This is a genomic window from Bacteroides sp. 3_1_13 (assembly GCF_001185845.1).
GTDB classification, from domain to species: domain Bacteria; phylum Bacteroidota; class Bacteroidia; order Bacteroidales; family Bacteroidaceae; genus Bacteroides; species Bacteroides xylanisolvens.
In genome coordinates this window covers 1,069,948-1,085,307 of sequence record NZ_KQ236956.1, presented here as the reverse complement: position 1 = coordinate 1,085,307, position 15,360 = coordinate 1,069,948, and the positions used below count along the sequence as shown (strand labels likewise).

Below are 15,360 nucleotides of genomic sequence, written 5' to 3'. Positions count from 1 at the left end.
GTAAAGATTGCGGGAAGCAAATATCAGATAGTGCTTCAAACTGTCCATTCTGTGGTTGTTCACAAAATAACATCCCATCTAATAATAACGAAATTAGTCTAAGTTATCTGTTCGTCAGCTTCTTAATACCACTGATTGGTCTGATTTTGTGCTTTACTTCATGGAATCGCCATGAAGGAAAAACAAAATCTGCTTTGATAGGTACATTAGTCGGAATCATATTTACAGCAATACTTTATTCTATTATCTAAACATATTCATTCTCATGAATAATTCTGATAAGTTCATTTTATTTAGTATCATAGTTATAATAGGATTACTAATCATCTGGGGTGTTTCTTTTCAGAAAGATTATCTCCCTGAATTCAATCCCAATGCAAGTGAAGAACAAAAGACAAACTGGATTAAGGCAAAAACAAAAGAATATATTAAAAACAATTTGTACAATAATGAAGAATATATAGCATTAAAATGGGAAGGAAGTGGTTATACTGATGATTTAGGTCATACAACTACGTATAGCACTTTTCATATACCTTCCGTTGAATGGAATACATTGCGCCTTTCACATACATTCAAAATAATCAATAAAAAAGGTTGTGAATCTCATTATTGTAAACATATTGAATTTGACAAAAAAGGGAATATTACAAATTTTGTCAATCGTATTGATGGAGAAGATTATACAGGGATAGAACAAATTACAGGTATGATACAAGGTCCATTAAGAAATAGTAATAACGAGGAGCTTATAATATGGGGAGAGGATATAGTAAGAAAACATATTTCAGAAAATCTGAATAACTCACAAAAATATATTCCTATAGAATGGACACTATATACAAAATTAACTTTAGAACGAAAAGTCTTTGATGCGTTGGATTTTACATTTTCTTCTATTAAACAAGTTGCTGATTTTCATCCTAACTGGATACACGCAGCATTATGTATTGAGCATAAATATATAATAGAAGGAAGAGATGGATATAAGCAAACAAAGCACAGCGTATTCATAATATCTCCCAAAGGAAAAGTTAAAGAAGTTTCCTACGGATATTTCTCTATTAGTAAAAGTGCAGAGGAACAGTACAAGCTATTATTTACCAATTTTTATTGATATAGAATTTGTCATGCTTTAATATTATTGTTTATGAGAAAGTATATTTTTTTATTCCTGCTTTTATGTTTTACAACAAATGTTTTAGGACAAAATACGGAAAGTTCTCAAACGGAACAACATCAATTAGTTGAATGGTCAAAAAACTGTATCAAGGAGTTTTTCAATGCAGTATCATTATCGGATACTCTCATTCATGAACCTATTGAATGGATCTTAATTGTGCAAGACGCACGTTATCCCATAAAATTGAAAATGGAGGAGCAAAAAACAGAAACACTTCGCGGTTGTATAAAACTTCTTGATAGCAGAGGAGTGTTTGACCAATATTTTGAAATATCAGAAGCCCCTGATGCATTTATAGCTGTATCATTGGTTCATAATATAAAATCCAAACGTACAGGTTTAAAAGTAGAATCAGGTGAAATTACATTCGTTCTTGATAATAAAGGAAAGGTATTGGAAATCAAGGACTATGTTAGACCTATGGCAATACGCCAAATGACGACAATGCTAGTGCTTGATAAGACAAAGCAACTATTAGCTGAAAACTTAGGTAAGGATATATTAAAGTTGGAATGGAAATTTCAATCTGATACTCAAAACTGGGTATTAGAAAATGATAATAAAATTATTTACCGATTGACACCTCTTGAAATTATCTATTTTGCTCAAAAATTTATGAGAAAAAGAAATTAGATTTATTTCTATTCAATCAATAGTTCGTTAAACATTTCCTTAACACTTATGCTACGTAAAGAATTGGAGAACTACATGACACATCACATAGAAGAACGAAAACATAACTTTCATCATTAAACTAATTTTATTTATATGAAACCAAGAGAATATGAAGAGTATATCCGAGAATTATTCAATAAACAAGGATATACCACTGAATTAACTCCACAAAGCGGAGATTATGGAATTGATATTTTTGCCACAAAAGGAAGGGAAAAGATAGCGATTCAAGTAAAAATGTACGGAAACTCTAGAAAAGTAAATAGAAGCATGATAATGGAGTTACATGGTGCAAAAGATTATTTTGGATGCAATAAAGCTATTTTAGTTACCAATGGAGAAATCATGCCTGATGCTATAGAAGTAGCCAACCGTCTACAAATAGATTTGCAAATAATTGATTATCCTGACAAAACAACCAAAACAGCAGAAGGTACCCTTTATTCATCAGCCTCCCCCAAAAAAGTACAAGATATAGAATCTAAGAGCTCAAACATTTTTTTTACCAATGAGGAATACACGTTCGATTCCATTTGGGAAACATACATTATGCCACTCAAAGGGAAAACTTTGTATAATAACCGAGGAAAAGAAAATATAATCACAAACGTAGATTGGGCAGGAATAACAAGAATAACCTCACAAGGAAACCCAGGTAAAATTGAAATAGAACATTTCAAAAATGCCATTAAAATACTATTAAAAAAAGGAGAAATCACTCGGGATTATATCAACCAGAATTGCGTAAAACGAGCTTCTTCCGGTATTGTATTAATCTTGTCACAAGTACCATTCTTTAAGTTGGATGAAAACCCCTTAAGACTTACTTTTAAGTTGAAAGAATAAGTTTTACTTTCAAAAATGACAGTATCATACCTTGAAAAATGAACTTTAAGCGTAAGCACTCAGCCTGTTTCCTCTTTGATAAAATGAGATATTCGATGCGAAGGTTACGGACAGTGAAAGTGTAAACTACGAAAGTGTAAAGAAGCGATTTTCCCTTTTTTCTTTCATCGTTTAATGTAAAGTTTTCCAATTTTGATTTATCTTTGCCTCACTAATTAATTCAAGAAAAGTTATGATACTGAACGAAAGAGATGCCCGTCATGAGCATGTATTACAAGTAGCCCGCCAGATGATGACGGCTGCGCGTACTGCTCCGAAAGGAAAAGGAATCGATATTATCGAAGTGGCCCTAATCACGGATGAAGAGATTAAACAACTGTCGGACACTATGATAGCTATGGTAGAAGAACACGGAATGAAATTTTTCCTTCGTGATGCCGACAACATCTTAAGTGCCGAATGTGTTGTATTGATAGGAACACGCGAGCAGACACAAGGCTTAAACTGCGGTCATTGCGGCTTCACCACCTGCGACGGACGTACAGAAGGAGTTCCCTGCGCATTGAACAGCATAGATGTAGGTATCGCCATAGGTTCCGCCTGCGCTACGGCAGCCGATTTGCGTGTAGACACACGTGTGATGTTCTCTGCCGGACTAGCAGCACAACGTCTGAACTGGCTGAAAGACTGCAAGATGGTAATGGCCATCCCTGTAAGTGCATCCTCCAAGAATCCGTTCTTTGACCGGAAGCCAAAGCAGGAAGCGAATTCATAATAATGCGTAATGATGCGTAACAGGCACACTGACGACTGACGCAGACAATAAACTGATTTTATAAATAACTAAATAGATAATAGTCTAATGGGAATCATGGTTGGACTTCCCAGCCCAAGTGGCTCGGAGAAAGATTTGCAGCTGAATTTCGGCAAAAACATGACCGTGCAGGTAGAAATGAGAGTTCCTCATTTGCCCGCCGAATGGCATATGCAGAGTGGTATACAGTTGACATGGCCACACGCCGGTACAGACTGGGCATACATGCTGGCAGAAGTGCAAGAGTGTTTTATAAACATAGCCCGGGAAATAGCGAAGCGAGAGTTACTATTGATTGTCACCCCCGAACCGGAAGAAGTGAAAAAACAGATAGCCGCTACCGTCAACATGAACAACGTCCGCTTTCTGGAATGTGCCACCAATGACACATGGGCACGCGACCACGGAGCCATCACCATGATAGACACCGGCACCCCTTCCCTGCTCGACTTTACATTCAACGGCTGGGGACTGAAATTTGCTTCCGAACTGGATAATCAAATCACCAAACAAGCGGTAGAAGCCGGAGCCTTGAAAGGCCAGTATATAGACCGCCTTGATTTCGTTCTCGAAGGAGGCTCCATCGAAAGCGACGGAATGGGCACACTGCTCACTACCTCCGAATGTCTGCTTTCTCCCCAGCGGAACGGGCGACTGAACCAGGTAGAGATAGAAGAATACCTGAAATCAACCTTCCACCTGCAAAAGGTTCTTTGGTTAGACCACGGCTATCTTGCCGGCGACGACACTGACAGCCACATCGACACTTTGGCACGTTTCTGTTCTACCGACACCATTGCTTACGTAAAATGCGACGACAAAGAAGACGAACACTACCAAGCATTACTCGCAATGGAGGAACAGCTGAAAACATTCCGCACCCTAGCAGGAGAACCCTATCGCCTGTTAGCCTTACCGATGGCGAACAAGATCGAAGAAGACGGCGAACGCCTGCCCGCAACTTACGCCAACTTCCTGATTATGAACGAAGTTATTCTCTACCCGACATACCATCAGCCAGCGAATGACCAAAAAGCAAGAGAAGTGTTACAACAAGCATTCCCAGACCATCAAATAATCGGAATAGACTGCCGTGCCTTGATTAAGCAACACGGTTCCCTGCATTGTGTCACCATGCAATACCCATTGGGAGTTATAAAATAACAAATGAATCAACTAAGAAATTATTCATCATGAAAAAGATAAAAGTCGGAATCATCCAACAATCCAATACCGCAGATATTCGGGTCAACCTGATGAACCTCGCAAAGAGTATCGAGGCTTGCGCTGCTCACGGTGCGCAACTGATTGTGCTTCAAGAGTTACACAACTCACTTTATTTCTGCCAGACAGAAAACACCAACCTGTTTGATCTCGCCGAACCCATTCCCGGACCATCCACAGGCTTTTATTCCGAGTTGGCAGCCGCCAATAAAGTAGTCCTTGTCACCTCTCTTTTTGAGAAACGTGCCCCCGGACTATATCATAACACCGCTGTTGTGTTCGACCGCGACGGAAGCATTGCGGGTAAATACCGGAAAATGCATATTCCCGATGATCCGGCTTACTACGAAAAATTCTATTTCACTCCCGGAGACATCGGTTTTGAACCTATTCAAACCTCTTTAGGAAAGCTGGGCGTACTGGTATGCTGGGATCAATGGTATCCGGAAGCTGCCCGCCTGATGGCACTGAAAGGTGCGGAACTTTTAATTTATCCTACTGCCATCGGCTGGGAAAGCAGTGACACGGACGACGAAAAAGCCCGCCAACTCAACGCCTGGATTATTTCGCAGCGTGCTCATGCCGTCGCCAATGGTCTTCCTGTTATCTCCGTCAACCGTGTAGGACACGAGCCCGATCCTTCCGGACAGACAAACGGCATCCTATTTTGGGGAAACAGTTTCGTAGCAGGACCGCAAGGAGAATTCCTGGCACAAGCCGGAAACGATCATCCGGAAAACATGGTAGTGGAAATAGATATGGAACGCTCGGAAAACGTCCGCCGCTGGTGGCCTTTCCTCCGTGATCGCCGGATTGACGAATACGAAGGGCTTACCAAACGCTTCCTCGATTAAAGTTTAATGCTGAAATTCTCTAATAAAGTTCACTCCCCAATAAATAAGAGAGGATATTTATAAATATCACAACACCAAAAAGGAACTGCCTAACGAATTCTAAATATTGAAAATCACCCACGCTACAGATAGTTATAGCGTGGGTGAAATTATTAATGAGGGACTTGTCAGACAGTCCCTATTATATTTATTATGTGGGAAATGTCCCTGCTACAATAAGGAAATAAGAAGGGCACAAAGTCTAAATCTAAATTTAAAACTCTGTGCCCTTTCTATATATTATATTTAATAACTATTTCATTGAAAAGTTATTTTCTTGTTGGCTAGGAAATTAGCTCCTCCATAAATAAACAATCCCAGAAATTGAGCCAGATATTCATTCATGTCCAGTCCTTCTACCAATAAGATAAGAAATAAAAACTGTGCGGTGTAAGCCACGGCAAAAGCAGAACAAAAGAGCAGTATCTGTTTCCAGATACTATTTTTTTTATTTTCTACGGGAAATATCCAGTATTTGCACCAGAGAAAGTTATGGATTTGAGCTATCAGATACGCTGTTATATTAGCCACCATATAGTCGCCGTCAAATGACATTTCTTTCATCATTAACCATACAACCAACGCCATAATCAAAGCGTTCATTGTACCGATGACTATAAAACGGAATATGCGTACAGATTCTTTCACTCGCCCTCTTTCAAATCTATGATCAAATTCAGTTCATCAAGCTGGCTCTGGTCGATTGCAGAGGGTGCGTCCAACATTACATCACGTCCGGAATTATTTTTCGGGAACGCAATACAGTCGCGTATAGAATCCAATCCTGCAAACAAAGACACCCAACGGTCGAGTCCGTATGCCAAACCACCGTGAGGAGGCGCACCATACTTAAAGGCATTCATCAGGAAGCCAAACTGTGCCTCTGCCTTCTCCGGAGTGAATCCAAGAATCTCGAACATCTTCGCCTGCAATTTCGCATCGTGGATACGGATAGATCCGCCGCCAACTTCCACACCGTTGATTACCATATCGTATGCATCTGCACGTACAGCTGCCGGATCAGTGTCCAACATCGGAATATCTTCCTCTTTCGGATGAGTAAACGGATGATGCATAGCCATCAGGCGGCCTTCCTCCTCGCTCCATTCGAACATCGGGAAGTCAATCACCCAAAGACAAACAAACTTATTCTTATCACGCAATCCCAGTTGAGCACCCATTTCCAGACGAAGCTCGCAAAGTTGTTTACGTGTTTTCATTACATCGTCGCCAGACAGAATCAGAATCAAATCACCCGGTTTAGCTCCGAATGCTTCTTTCATTTGCTGGAGCACCTCCTGCGTATAGAATTTATCTACACTCGATTTCACCGTTCCGTCGGCTTCCACACGGGCATAAACCATTCCTTTCGCACCAATCTGCGGTTTCTTTACAAATTCGGTCAATGCATCCAGTTGCTTACGGGTATAAGTCGCAGCACCTTCGGCACAGATACCACCCACATAAGCCGCATTATCGAATACAGAGAATCCGTGACCTTTCATGATATCCATCAGTTCCACGAATTTCATGCCGAAACGCAAATCCGGTTTATCGCTACCATAATATTTCATGGCGTCCGCCCAAGACATACGTTGGAATGGTTCATTCAGTTCCACACCACGAAGAGTCTTAAACAAATGTTTAGCCATTCCTTCGAAAGTAGTGATAATATCTTCTTGCTCAACGAAACTCATTTCACAGTCGATCTGTGTAAATTCCGGCTGACGATCGGCACGTAAGTCCTCGTCGCGGAAACATTTCGCAATCTGGAAATAACGGTCGAAACCGGAAACCATCAACAACTGTTTTAAGGTCTGCGGAGACTGCGGAAGTGCGTAGAACTGTCCCGGATTCATACGTGACGGCACCACGAAGTCGCGTGCGCCTTCAGGAGTAGAACCGATCAAAACGGGCGTTTCCACTTCGATGAAACCCAGACTATCCAGATATTTGCGAACTTCAATTGTCATTTTATGACGCAGTTCCAAATTGGAACGTACAGCGTTACGGCGTAAATCCAGATAACGGTATTTCATGCGGATATCATCCCCCCCATCCGTGTTATCTTCGATAGTGAACGGAGGAGTCATGGCAGTATTTAGTACGTTCAGTTCGGAAACAATGATTTCAATGTCTCCGGTAGGAATGTTTGCATTCTTGCTGAAACGTTCATTAACCGTTCCTGTCACTTGAATGACGAACTCACGTCCCAATTTATTAGCACGTTCACAGAGTTCAGCATTAATTTCTTCATTAAAAACCAATTGGGTAATTCCGTAACGGTCGCGAAGGTCAATGAAAGTCATCCCTCCCATCTTACGGCTGCGCTGTACCCATCCGGACAGCGTGACTTGCTTGTTTACATCAGAGATTCTAAGTTCTCCACATGTGTGCGTTCTAAACATATATTTTTTATTTAAACGATTATCACTCGCGTTTTTATTTTGATCGAACCAAAACTGCGCAAAAGTACGCAATAATTTGTAATTCGGTGTCAGTAATCCGTTATTTTATCAGACTTTCTTTGTCAGCTTTTTCAATATTTTCTTGTTTCTATCTGTTATATTGTCGACGATGGCTTCATTCATCAATTTGATGCCATTCATATATTCCTGCGCTCTTTGGAGCACATTGGCTGCGTCCTTTTCCGATGCTCGTGGCACTACCACGCGCAATCCTCTTTGAATCAGTTGAATATTTACATTGGCATCCGTTTCCATGGGGTCACCATCAAAATGCACGACGCCCGGAGTAGTCCGGCGGATGCACAACTGTTTGCAGCGGAAAGTCTTGATACGGCTATTCTGATCGATTGTTTTATTGAATAATTGAAAGGCCAATGAAGGAACGTCCAATACGGTGAACGGTTCGAGAATGGTCACATCCAGCAAACCATCTGTCAGAGTGGCTTGTGGTGCGATATAAGCATTGTTTCCATATTGCGACGCGTTTCCGCAGGCAATCAGGAAGGCTTTATACTTGGAGACTCCGTTTTCCGTTTCCAGTTCATACGTTTCCGGCTCATATTTAAGACTTTCCTGCAGGGTTTTCTCCAGATAAGTCAATAGCCCCCGTTTACCGGCATGCGCAAACTTCAGACTGACAAACGCGTCGAATCCCACTCCGCAAGTGCAGAAAAAATCTGTACCGTTGATCTTACCATAATCTATCACATCCATGCAACCTTCGTTCAGCACTTCCAATGCTCTCTTCGGTTCCATCGGTATATGCAGATGCCTCGCCAGTCCATTGCCCGATCCGCAGGGAATAATTCCCAGTGCGGTATCAGTATGCACCAACGAACGAGCTATTTCATTGATCGTTCCGTCCCCACCGATAGCCACTACTATATCTGTTTTCTCTTCGGCAGCTTTGGCAGCTATTTCTACTGCATGACCGGCTCTTTCCGTATACACTACTTCCCAAGAGTATCTCGCCTTGTCTATTTTTTCGTCCAGCAAGTTAAGAATCAATTCTTTACTTTGTGTTCCCGAAATAGGATTGACGACGAATTTTATTTTTTTCATTCTTTCGTTCATGCTATTCTTGTCGATTGTAGACGACAAAAGTAATATAAATATCTTAAATTTTAATCTATTAGAGGTTTCTAATCATACGAGAGCAACTTTTTTCTCTTAAAAAGAACAGATAAAAGCAAATTTTGTTATCTTTGCCCCCTGTTTTTAAACACTTGTTAAGATAAAAGGATGTAAGATCGTCAGCGAACGATCTGAGTATGAGTATAAAAATTATAATTCATGGGATTATTACAAGAGAAGTTAGCTAAGTACGACCTGCCACAAAAGTTTATGGCACAGGGCGTTTACCCATATTTCCGTGAGATAGAAGGAAAGCAGGGTACAGAGGTAGAAATGGGCGGACACGAAGTGTTGATGTTCGGTTCCAATGCATACACTGGCCTTACGGGAGATGAAAGAGTGATTGAAGCAGGTATCAACGCCATGCATAAATATGGTTCCGGTTGCGCAGGCTCGCGCTTCTTGAATGGTACGCTTGACCTGCACGTTCAGTTGGAAAAAGAACTGGCTGCCTTTGTAGGCAAAGACGAAGCACTCTGCTTCTCAACCGGTTTTACGGTGAATTCCGGAGTTATTCCTGCTTTGACAGACCGCAATGATTATATCATTTGCGATGACCGCGACCACGCATCTATCGTAGATGGCCGTCGTCTCTCCTTCTCTCAACAATTAAAATATAAGCATAACGATATGGCGGATCTGGAAAAGCAACTTCAAAAGTGCAATCCGGATTCAGTGAAACTAATCATAGTGGACGGTGTGTTCTCTATGGAAGGCGACTTGGCAAACTTGCCCGAAATCGTACGCTTGAAACATAAATACAACGCTACTATCATGGTAGACGAAGCTCACGGCTTGGGCGTATTCGGAAAACAAGGACGTGGCGTCTGCGACCATTTCGGTCTGACTCACGAGGTTGATTTGATTATGGGTACTTTCAGCAAGTCACTGGCTTCTATCGGCGGATTTATCGCTGCTGATTCTTCTATCATCAACTGGTTACGTCACAACGCACGCACTTATATTTTCAGTGCATCCAACACTCCGGCTGCTACTGCATCTGCTCTCGAAGCTCTCCACATCATCCAAAATGAACCGGAAAGACTTGAAGCATTGTGGGAAGCTACCAACTATGCATTGAAACGTTTCCGTGAAGCTGGCTTTGAAATCGGTGCAACAGAATCACCTATCATCCCTCTTTACGTACGCGACACGGAAAAAACGTTTATGGTTACCAAATTAGCTTTTGATGAAGGTGTATTCATCAATCCGGTTATTCCGCCGGCATGTGCACCGCAAGACACTTTGGTGCGCGTAGCATTAATGGCTACTCATACAAAAGATCAAATAGACCGTGCTGTAGAAAAGCTAGTTAAGGCATTTAAAGCATTGGATCTTTTATAATCTACGAGAAATATATCACTCATTATTGGGTGAATAAAATGAAGTCTGACACAAATCAATGTGCCAGACTTTTATTTTATCTTATTCACTCTTGAGTACTTCTGCTGGATTTTGCTGGGCGGCTTTCCACACGCGCCAGATGATGCTTAAGAAAATGACAAGGCCCATTCCTATAAATATAACTGCATATAACCACCATTCCATCGGTGTTTGCTTTATATAATTTTCAAGCCAATGCTTCATCATAGCATATCCTAGCGGAAAAGCAAAGAACGATGAAAGTACAAGTAAAAATAAATATTCTTTAAAGAATAGATTCAAGATTATTCCTATATTTGCTCCATTTACCTTGCGTATAGCTATTTCTTTACGACGTTGCTGACAGGATAAAGTCACTAACGAGAATATACCAAATACCGCAATTAATATACAAATAGCAGAAACCACACTCAACAGTTTGCACAATGTTCTCTCTGATTTCATGTAAGCGTCGTAAACTTTTTCAATATTAGACAACATCAATTCTGCATTTGGATTAACTTTATTCACTTCCGCTTTTATCTTTTCAGAAACAATATTCCAAGTTCCCTCTTTCACTTTGAATATAATACCTCCTCTGTCTCTACTATCTGGTAAATGAAACATAGCAGGAGCTACCGGATGTATTGGAGCATTATATGAAATATTTTTAATAACACCTTTCACTATACATTGCTTTCCTAATTTTCCCATTTTCTTTCCAATCGGTTGTGTCCATCCGAAAGCTTTCATAGCAGCTTCATTTATAACAACCATATCTTTTCCATCCTTTTCATCCAGCATACTTCCATTCAACACCTCTACTCCAAAGAAATCGGCATAGTCCTGATTAATCGTTTCATCTTCCAATTCAATATATTGTTCACTATCAGCGACCTTTCCATCCCATTCCTTTACCCTATATATTGAATAAAACATCTTAGGAATAGGTGTATGAAAACCATTCAAACATTCTGATACCTCTGGTATCTGACTTACAATTTCTTTGAAAGGGATATTTTCAGAGCAATAAACAACTGCTCCTACATTATGCCGTTCTATTCCAAGTTCTCTAGTATTTAGTAAAAAATGAAGTTGCATCATCATTACCAGAGTACAAAAAACAAAGCCTATACCGATAAACAGCTGAAATAAAATGCTACTCTTATAAAACCAGCCGGAGAGATGAAGATTGGATTTCTTGTTTATATTACTAAGTAGAGTTCGCCTGCTGATGTATCGTATAAGCAGAGATGCAAAACCAACTGTCACGGCAATCAATGATAGTATATAAACAAATACTTCAATATAAAAAAATGAAGTACCCTCATCAATTTGTGACAAACGTTTAAAAGTGGGTAGGATAAGCTCTATCAATACCAACCCTATTCCTGAAGATAAAATTAGTAATAAGACAAGTTCTGTAAGAAGTAAAGTGAGTAACCCACCATTTGATGAACCATTGACTTTCCTCAACGCTAACTCACGTTTACGCATCCGGATACGAGTTATCAACATTGTTAAATAATTACATATTCCACAAATTATAACCAAACCGCTAATACATACAAAAAGACAAATATGATTCAACTTCACATTCACATCTTCCCTCGGATGACTACTCCGCAGTGTGGATAATGGAGCAATAAGCGTAGAATTTGGATATTTATGGCCATCTTGTTGTACTTCATATTCTGACAACCTCTGTTTCAATGCTTCTATATCACAGTTGGGATAAATACGAAAAAGCGTTTGGCATCGTTGGTTCCCCCAATTGGGGTTTGTATCATGAAATGGCAATAATATATCAAATGAAAACAAAGAGTGTCCTTCCCATGACTTTACAACTGCAACGATTATTTTTTCTTCGTTACTTTCCTCTAAAATCAAGTGTTTACCTATCGGAGATTCTTTCCCAAATATTCGCTTTGCCATATTTTCTGTTATAGCAATTTCATCCTTTTTTAGCTGTAGATGGTTATCTCCATCCAATACTTTAATATTGAACATTGAAATAAAGTTTGAATCTACCTCTATACGTCGTACCACAAACTCGGCATCCTCATTCTTAATTTTTTTTTCATCCCAATCATAATAAATGCGACATACTTTCTCTATCTCCGGACAATTCTTTGCCAAATAATCAGCTAAAAAACTAGATGAATTATAGGTAAATCCGTCTCCATAAAGATGAAAGCTACTGCCTGCCAAATAAATGCGATCAGCTCCTTCATGAAAATTATCATAAGTCATTTCATAATGAATCCATAATACCGATAGCGCAAAACAAGTAAAGCCAACTGCTAATCCGATAATACTAACAAAACTTTGTGGCTTATACTTCATCAGATTGCGAAAGGCTACTTTTAGATAGTGTTTTATCATGATATTGTTATTTTATTATTCGTTTTTGATTACTTCTGCCGGATTCTGTCGCGCCGCTTTCCACACTCGTCCAATGATACAAAGTAAAATGATGACTGCTACGACAACAAAAATACTTATATATATCCAACCATCCATTGTTGTCCGTCTTACATAACTCTCGATCCAATGACTCATCACCACATATCCTATCGGAAATGCAACAACGGCAGATATGGTCATCAACAACAAATACTCTTGGAAAAACATACGCAGGATATGACAGACCTGTGCTCCGTTCACTTTACGTATAGCAATTTCCTTTTGACGTTGTTCACACGATAAAGTAACCAATGAAAAGACTCCGAATATGGAGATGATAACACATGTCAATGATACGATACTCAATAATTTCATCAATGCATCTTCGGAGCGGAGATACTTATCATATTCCTTTTCTTCATTAAACAATCGCATATAAGCATTTGGAAATTCGTCTTTATACAGTTTCTCTATTGCTTCACGGCATTCATTCCAGGCACCTTCTCTAAATTTAAAAAGGATACTGGCTCGATTCAGCAGATACTCCTGTGCCTTGGGATGTTGAAATGCAATAAGCCCCGGTTTACTTGTAGGAGAGCGATAACTAAAGTTCTTTACCACTCCGACAACTTTATAGGCACTACGCTGACCGTTCCACTCATAATAGAAACTTTTTCCCAAGGCCTGTTTCCAACCAAATCTCCGGCATGTATTTTCATCTATCACGACATCATTCCCTTGATTCTTATCTGATATAAACTCACCTTCCAATAACTTCAAGCCGTAAAATTCAAAAAAATCTTCTTTGGCAGGCATCATACCGATAGTGAGAGATTCCTCCGATATTTTGAGAAGATCATCCCAATTATTTATTTCGATATACATCATCGGACCTGTAGGAATAATCGGGAAATATGAGGGAGGCAACGTTTCTGTTACCATGGGTAAAGCTTTTATTTTCTCTTCCCATTGTTTGATGTCTCCATTCCATAAGGCAACGTTACCTATATTATGACGCTCCATACCTAAATCAGTATTCTTCAGGAAGTAAAGTTGCTTCATAATCATTACTGTGCAAAAGATAAAAACAAGGCTGACTATTAACTGTATCACAATGCCTGTCTTACGAAACAAGTAAGGTCTCGCAGATCCCCCCTTTCCTTTTATTGCTTCCTGCAATGTCCGGCGACGAAAGTAAGACAATGGTATTTGTGCAAACAGGAAAGACAGAATGATTACAATCAGAAGATATAGAATGATTTCCCCATAATACGAATCAGCTTCTATTTGAGTGAAATTCAAGAAATAAGGCATGCTTATCTCTATCATCAATAATCCACCCGCCAAAGCTATGCACAAAATCATCAACAGTTCAATGGCAAATTGAACGGACAAAGCGTTATTACTGGCACCATTCACTTTACGAAGTGCCATTTCATGACTGCGCATATAAAGCCGGCTGATATAAAGAGTCAGGTAATTGAATAGTGAACAGATGATAACTAATCCACCAGCTAAGGAAAAATAGAAAATATAGCTGAAGGAAATGACAACATCGATTTTGGAAACATAATCAGAATAACGCAAAGCTGAAATCCGGGTTATCAGAAGATCCGAAAGTTCACTCTCTTTTTGAATATCTGAAAGATCCATGGTACTTATTTTTTTCCAGAATGTATCCATATCCATCCCTGCACGAACACGAATAAATAATTGTTCAGGACCACTTTTCCATCGAGGACTGTGCCTGGCTGCGACTAATACACTATACGGAATATTGGAATGGCGGGACCATCCACTCACAATTGCCCCTATTTGACGGGAACGTCCGTTTACCTCCATTTCTTTTCCCAAAGCATCATCCTCACTACCAAAAAGCTTTTTAGCAAACTCTTCCGTTACTGCAATTTCAGGATTATTTTCTTTCAAGAAGTTGACAGTTCCTTTCAGTAACTGTATATGAAAGAAGTTCATAAAAGCAGAATCTGCCGCAGCCATTACTACTTCATACTCATCATTTTCCATGCGGATTTTCACATTCTGATGTATAGAAGTAGTAGCCTTTGCTTCTATTTCCGGCATTTTTTCCTGAAGATAGGCTGCCAAAGGGTAAGGAGTTGAATTGGATATATGTTCCGGAATATCAGTATAATGTGCACGTACCATATAAATACGTTCAGCCCCTTTATGGAAAGTATCATAAGTCATCTCATAACGAATCCATAATACCGATAGCGCAAAACAGGTGAAGCCGACTGCCAGTCCAATGATACTGACAAGGCTTTGTGTCTTGTATTTCATCAGATTGCGAAAGGCTACTTTCAGATAGTGTTTTATCATGATATATTCTTTATT

General features: G+C 39.7%; 12 protein-coding genes. 7 read left to right on the top strand and 5 right to left on the bottom strand.

Annotated elements, in window-relative coordinates; translation table 11 throughout:
• Positions 1–265 precede the first annotated feature (265 nt).
• From HMPREF9009_RS17075 to HMPREF9009_RS17050, 6 genes are all read left to right on the top strand, one after another.
• On the top strand, positions 266–1,117 hold the full coding sequence (locus tag HMPREF9009_RS17075; protein WP_004312880.1) for a hypothetical protein: 852 nt from the start codon (positions 266–268) through the stop codon (positions 1,115–1,117).
• 33 nt (positions 1,118–1,150) lie between these two features.
• Positions 1,151–1,816, top strand: a complete 666-nt coding sequence (locus tag HMPREF9009_RS17070) for a hypothetical protein (protein ID WP_049702815.1) — start codon at positions 1,151–1,153, stop codon at positions 1,814–1,816.
• Positions 1,817–1,951: 135 nt separating this feature from the next.
• Positions 1,952–2,704, top strand: a complete 753-nt coding sequence (locus HMPREF9009_RS17065) for a restriction endonuclease (protein WP_004312882.1) — start codon at positions 1,952–1,954, stop codon at positions 2,702–2,704.
• Between the two features lie 232 nt (positions 2,705–2,936).
• Positions 2,937–3,479, top strand: coding sequence for a ferredoxin domain-containing protein (locus tag HMPREF9009_RS17060; RefSeq protein WP_008022389.1), 543 nt, complete (start codon positions 2,937–2,939; stop codon positions 3,477–3,479).
• An 87-nt stretch (positions 3,480–3,566) separates the two neighbouring features.
• Positions 3,567–4,682: an agmatine deiminase family protein gene (locus HMPREF9009_RS17055; protein WP_049702814.1), complete on the top strand. Its 1,116-nt coding sequence runs from the start codon at positions 3,567–3,569 to the stop codon at positions 4,680–4,682.
• A gap of 29 nt (positions 4,683–4,711) precedes the next feature.
• Positions 4,712–5,596, top strand: coding sequence for a carbon-nitrogen hydrolase (locus HMPREF9009_RS17050; RefSeq protein ID WP_015531126.1), 885 nt, complete (start codon positions 4,712–4,714; stop codon positions 5,594–5,596).
• 297 nt (positions 5,597–5,893) lie between these two features.
• Here the strand turns inward: HMPREF9009_RS17050 and HMPREF9009_RS17045 are convergent, their stop codons facing one another.
• The 3 genes from HMPREF9009_RS17045 to HMPREF9009_RS17035 form a co-directional block, all read right to left on the bottom strand.
• On the bottom strand, positions 5,894–6,283 hold the full coding sequence (locus HMPREF9009_RS17045; protein WP_004312886.1) for a GtrA family protein: 390 nt from the start codon (positions 6,281–6,283) through the stop codon (positions 5,894–5,896).
• Entirely contained in the window at positions 6,280–8,043 is a 1,764-nt protein-coding gene (aspS, locus tag HMPREF9009_RS17040) for an aspartate--tRNA ligase (protein WP_049702813.1), read from the bottom strand. The genes HMPREF9009_RS17045 and aspS overlap by 4 nt, the downstream gene beginning before the upstream one ends.
• A gap of 108 nt (positions 8,044–8,151) precedes the next feature.
• Positions 8,152–9,177: a diacylglycerol/lipid kinase family protein gene (locus HMPREF9009_RS17035; protein ID WP_004312888.1), complete on the bottom strand. Its 1,026-nt coding sequence runs from the start codon at positions 9,175–9,177 to the stop codon at positions 8,152–8,154.
• Positions 9,178–9,396: 219 nt separating this feature from the next.
• On the opposite strand from HMPREF9009_RS17035, the gene spt reads away from it, so the two are divergent.
• The gene (gene spt / locus HMPREF9009_RS17030) at positions 9,397–10,581 is read left to right on the top strand and encodes a serine palmitoyltransferase (protein WP_004312889.1); all 1,185 of its coding nucleotides are present in this window, start codon (positions 9,397–9,399) and stop codon (positions 10,579–10,581) included.
• An 81-nt stretch (positions 10,582–10,662) separates the two neighbouring features.
• Here spt and HMPREF9009_RS17025 read toward each other — a convergent pair whose 3' ends face one another.
• Together HMPREF9009_RS17025 and HMPREF9009_RS17020 are read right to left on the bottom strand one after the other, a co-directional pair.
• On the bottom strand, positions 10,663–12,984 hold the full coding sequence (locus HMPREF9009_RS17025; protein WP_049702812.1) for an ABC transporter permease: 2,322 nt from the start codon (positions 12,982–12,984) through the stop codon (positions 10,663–10,665).
• Positions 12,985–12,999: 15 nt separating this feature from the next.
• Complete coding sequence (locus HMPREF9009_RS17020) at positions 13,000–15,345, bottom strand: ABC transporter permease (protein ID WP_008022400.1); 2,346 nt, start codon at positions 15,343–15,345, stop codon at positions 13,000–13,002.
• Positions 15,346–15,360 lie beyond the last annotated feature (15 nt).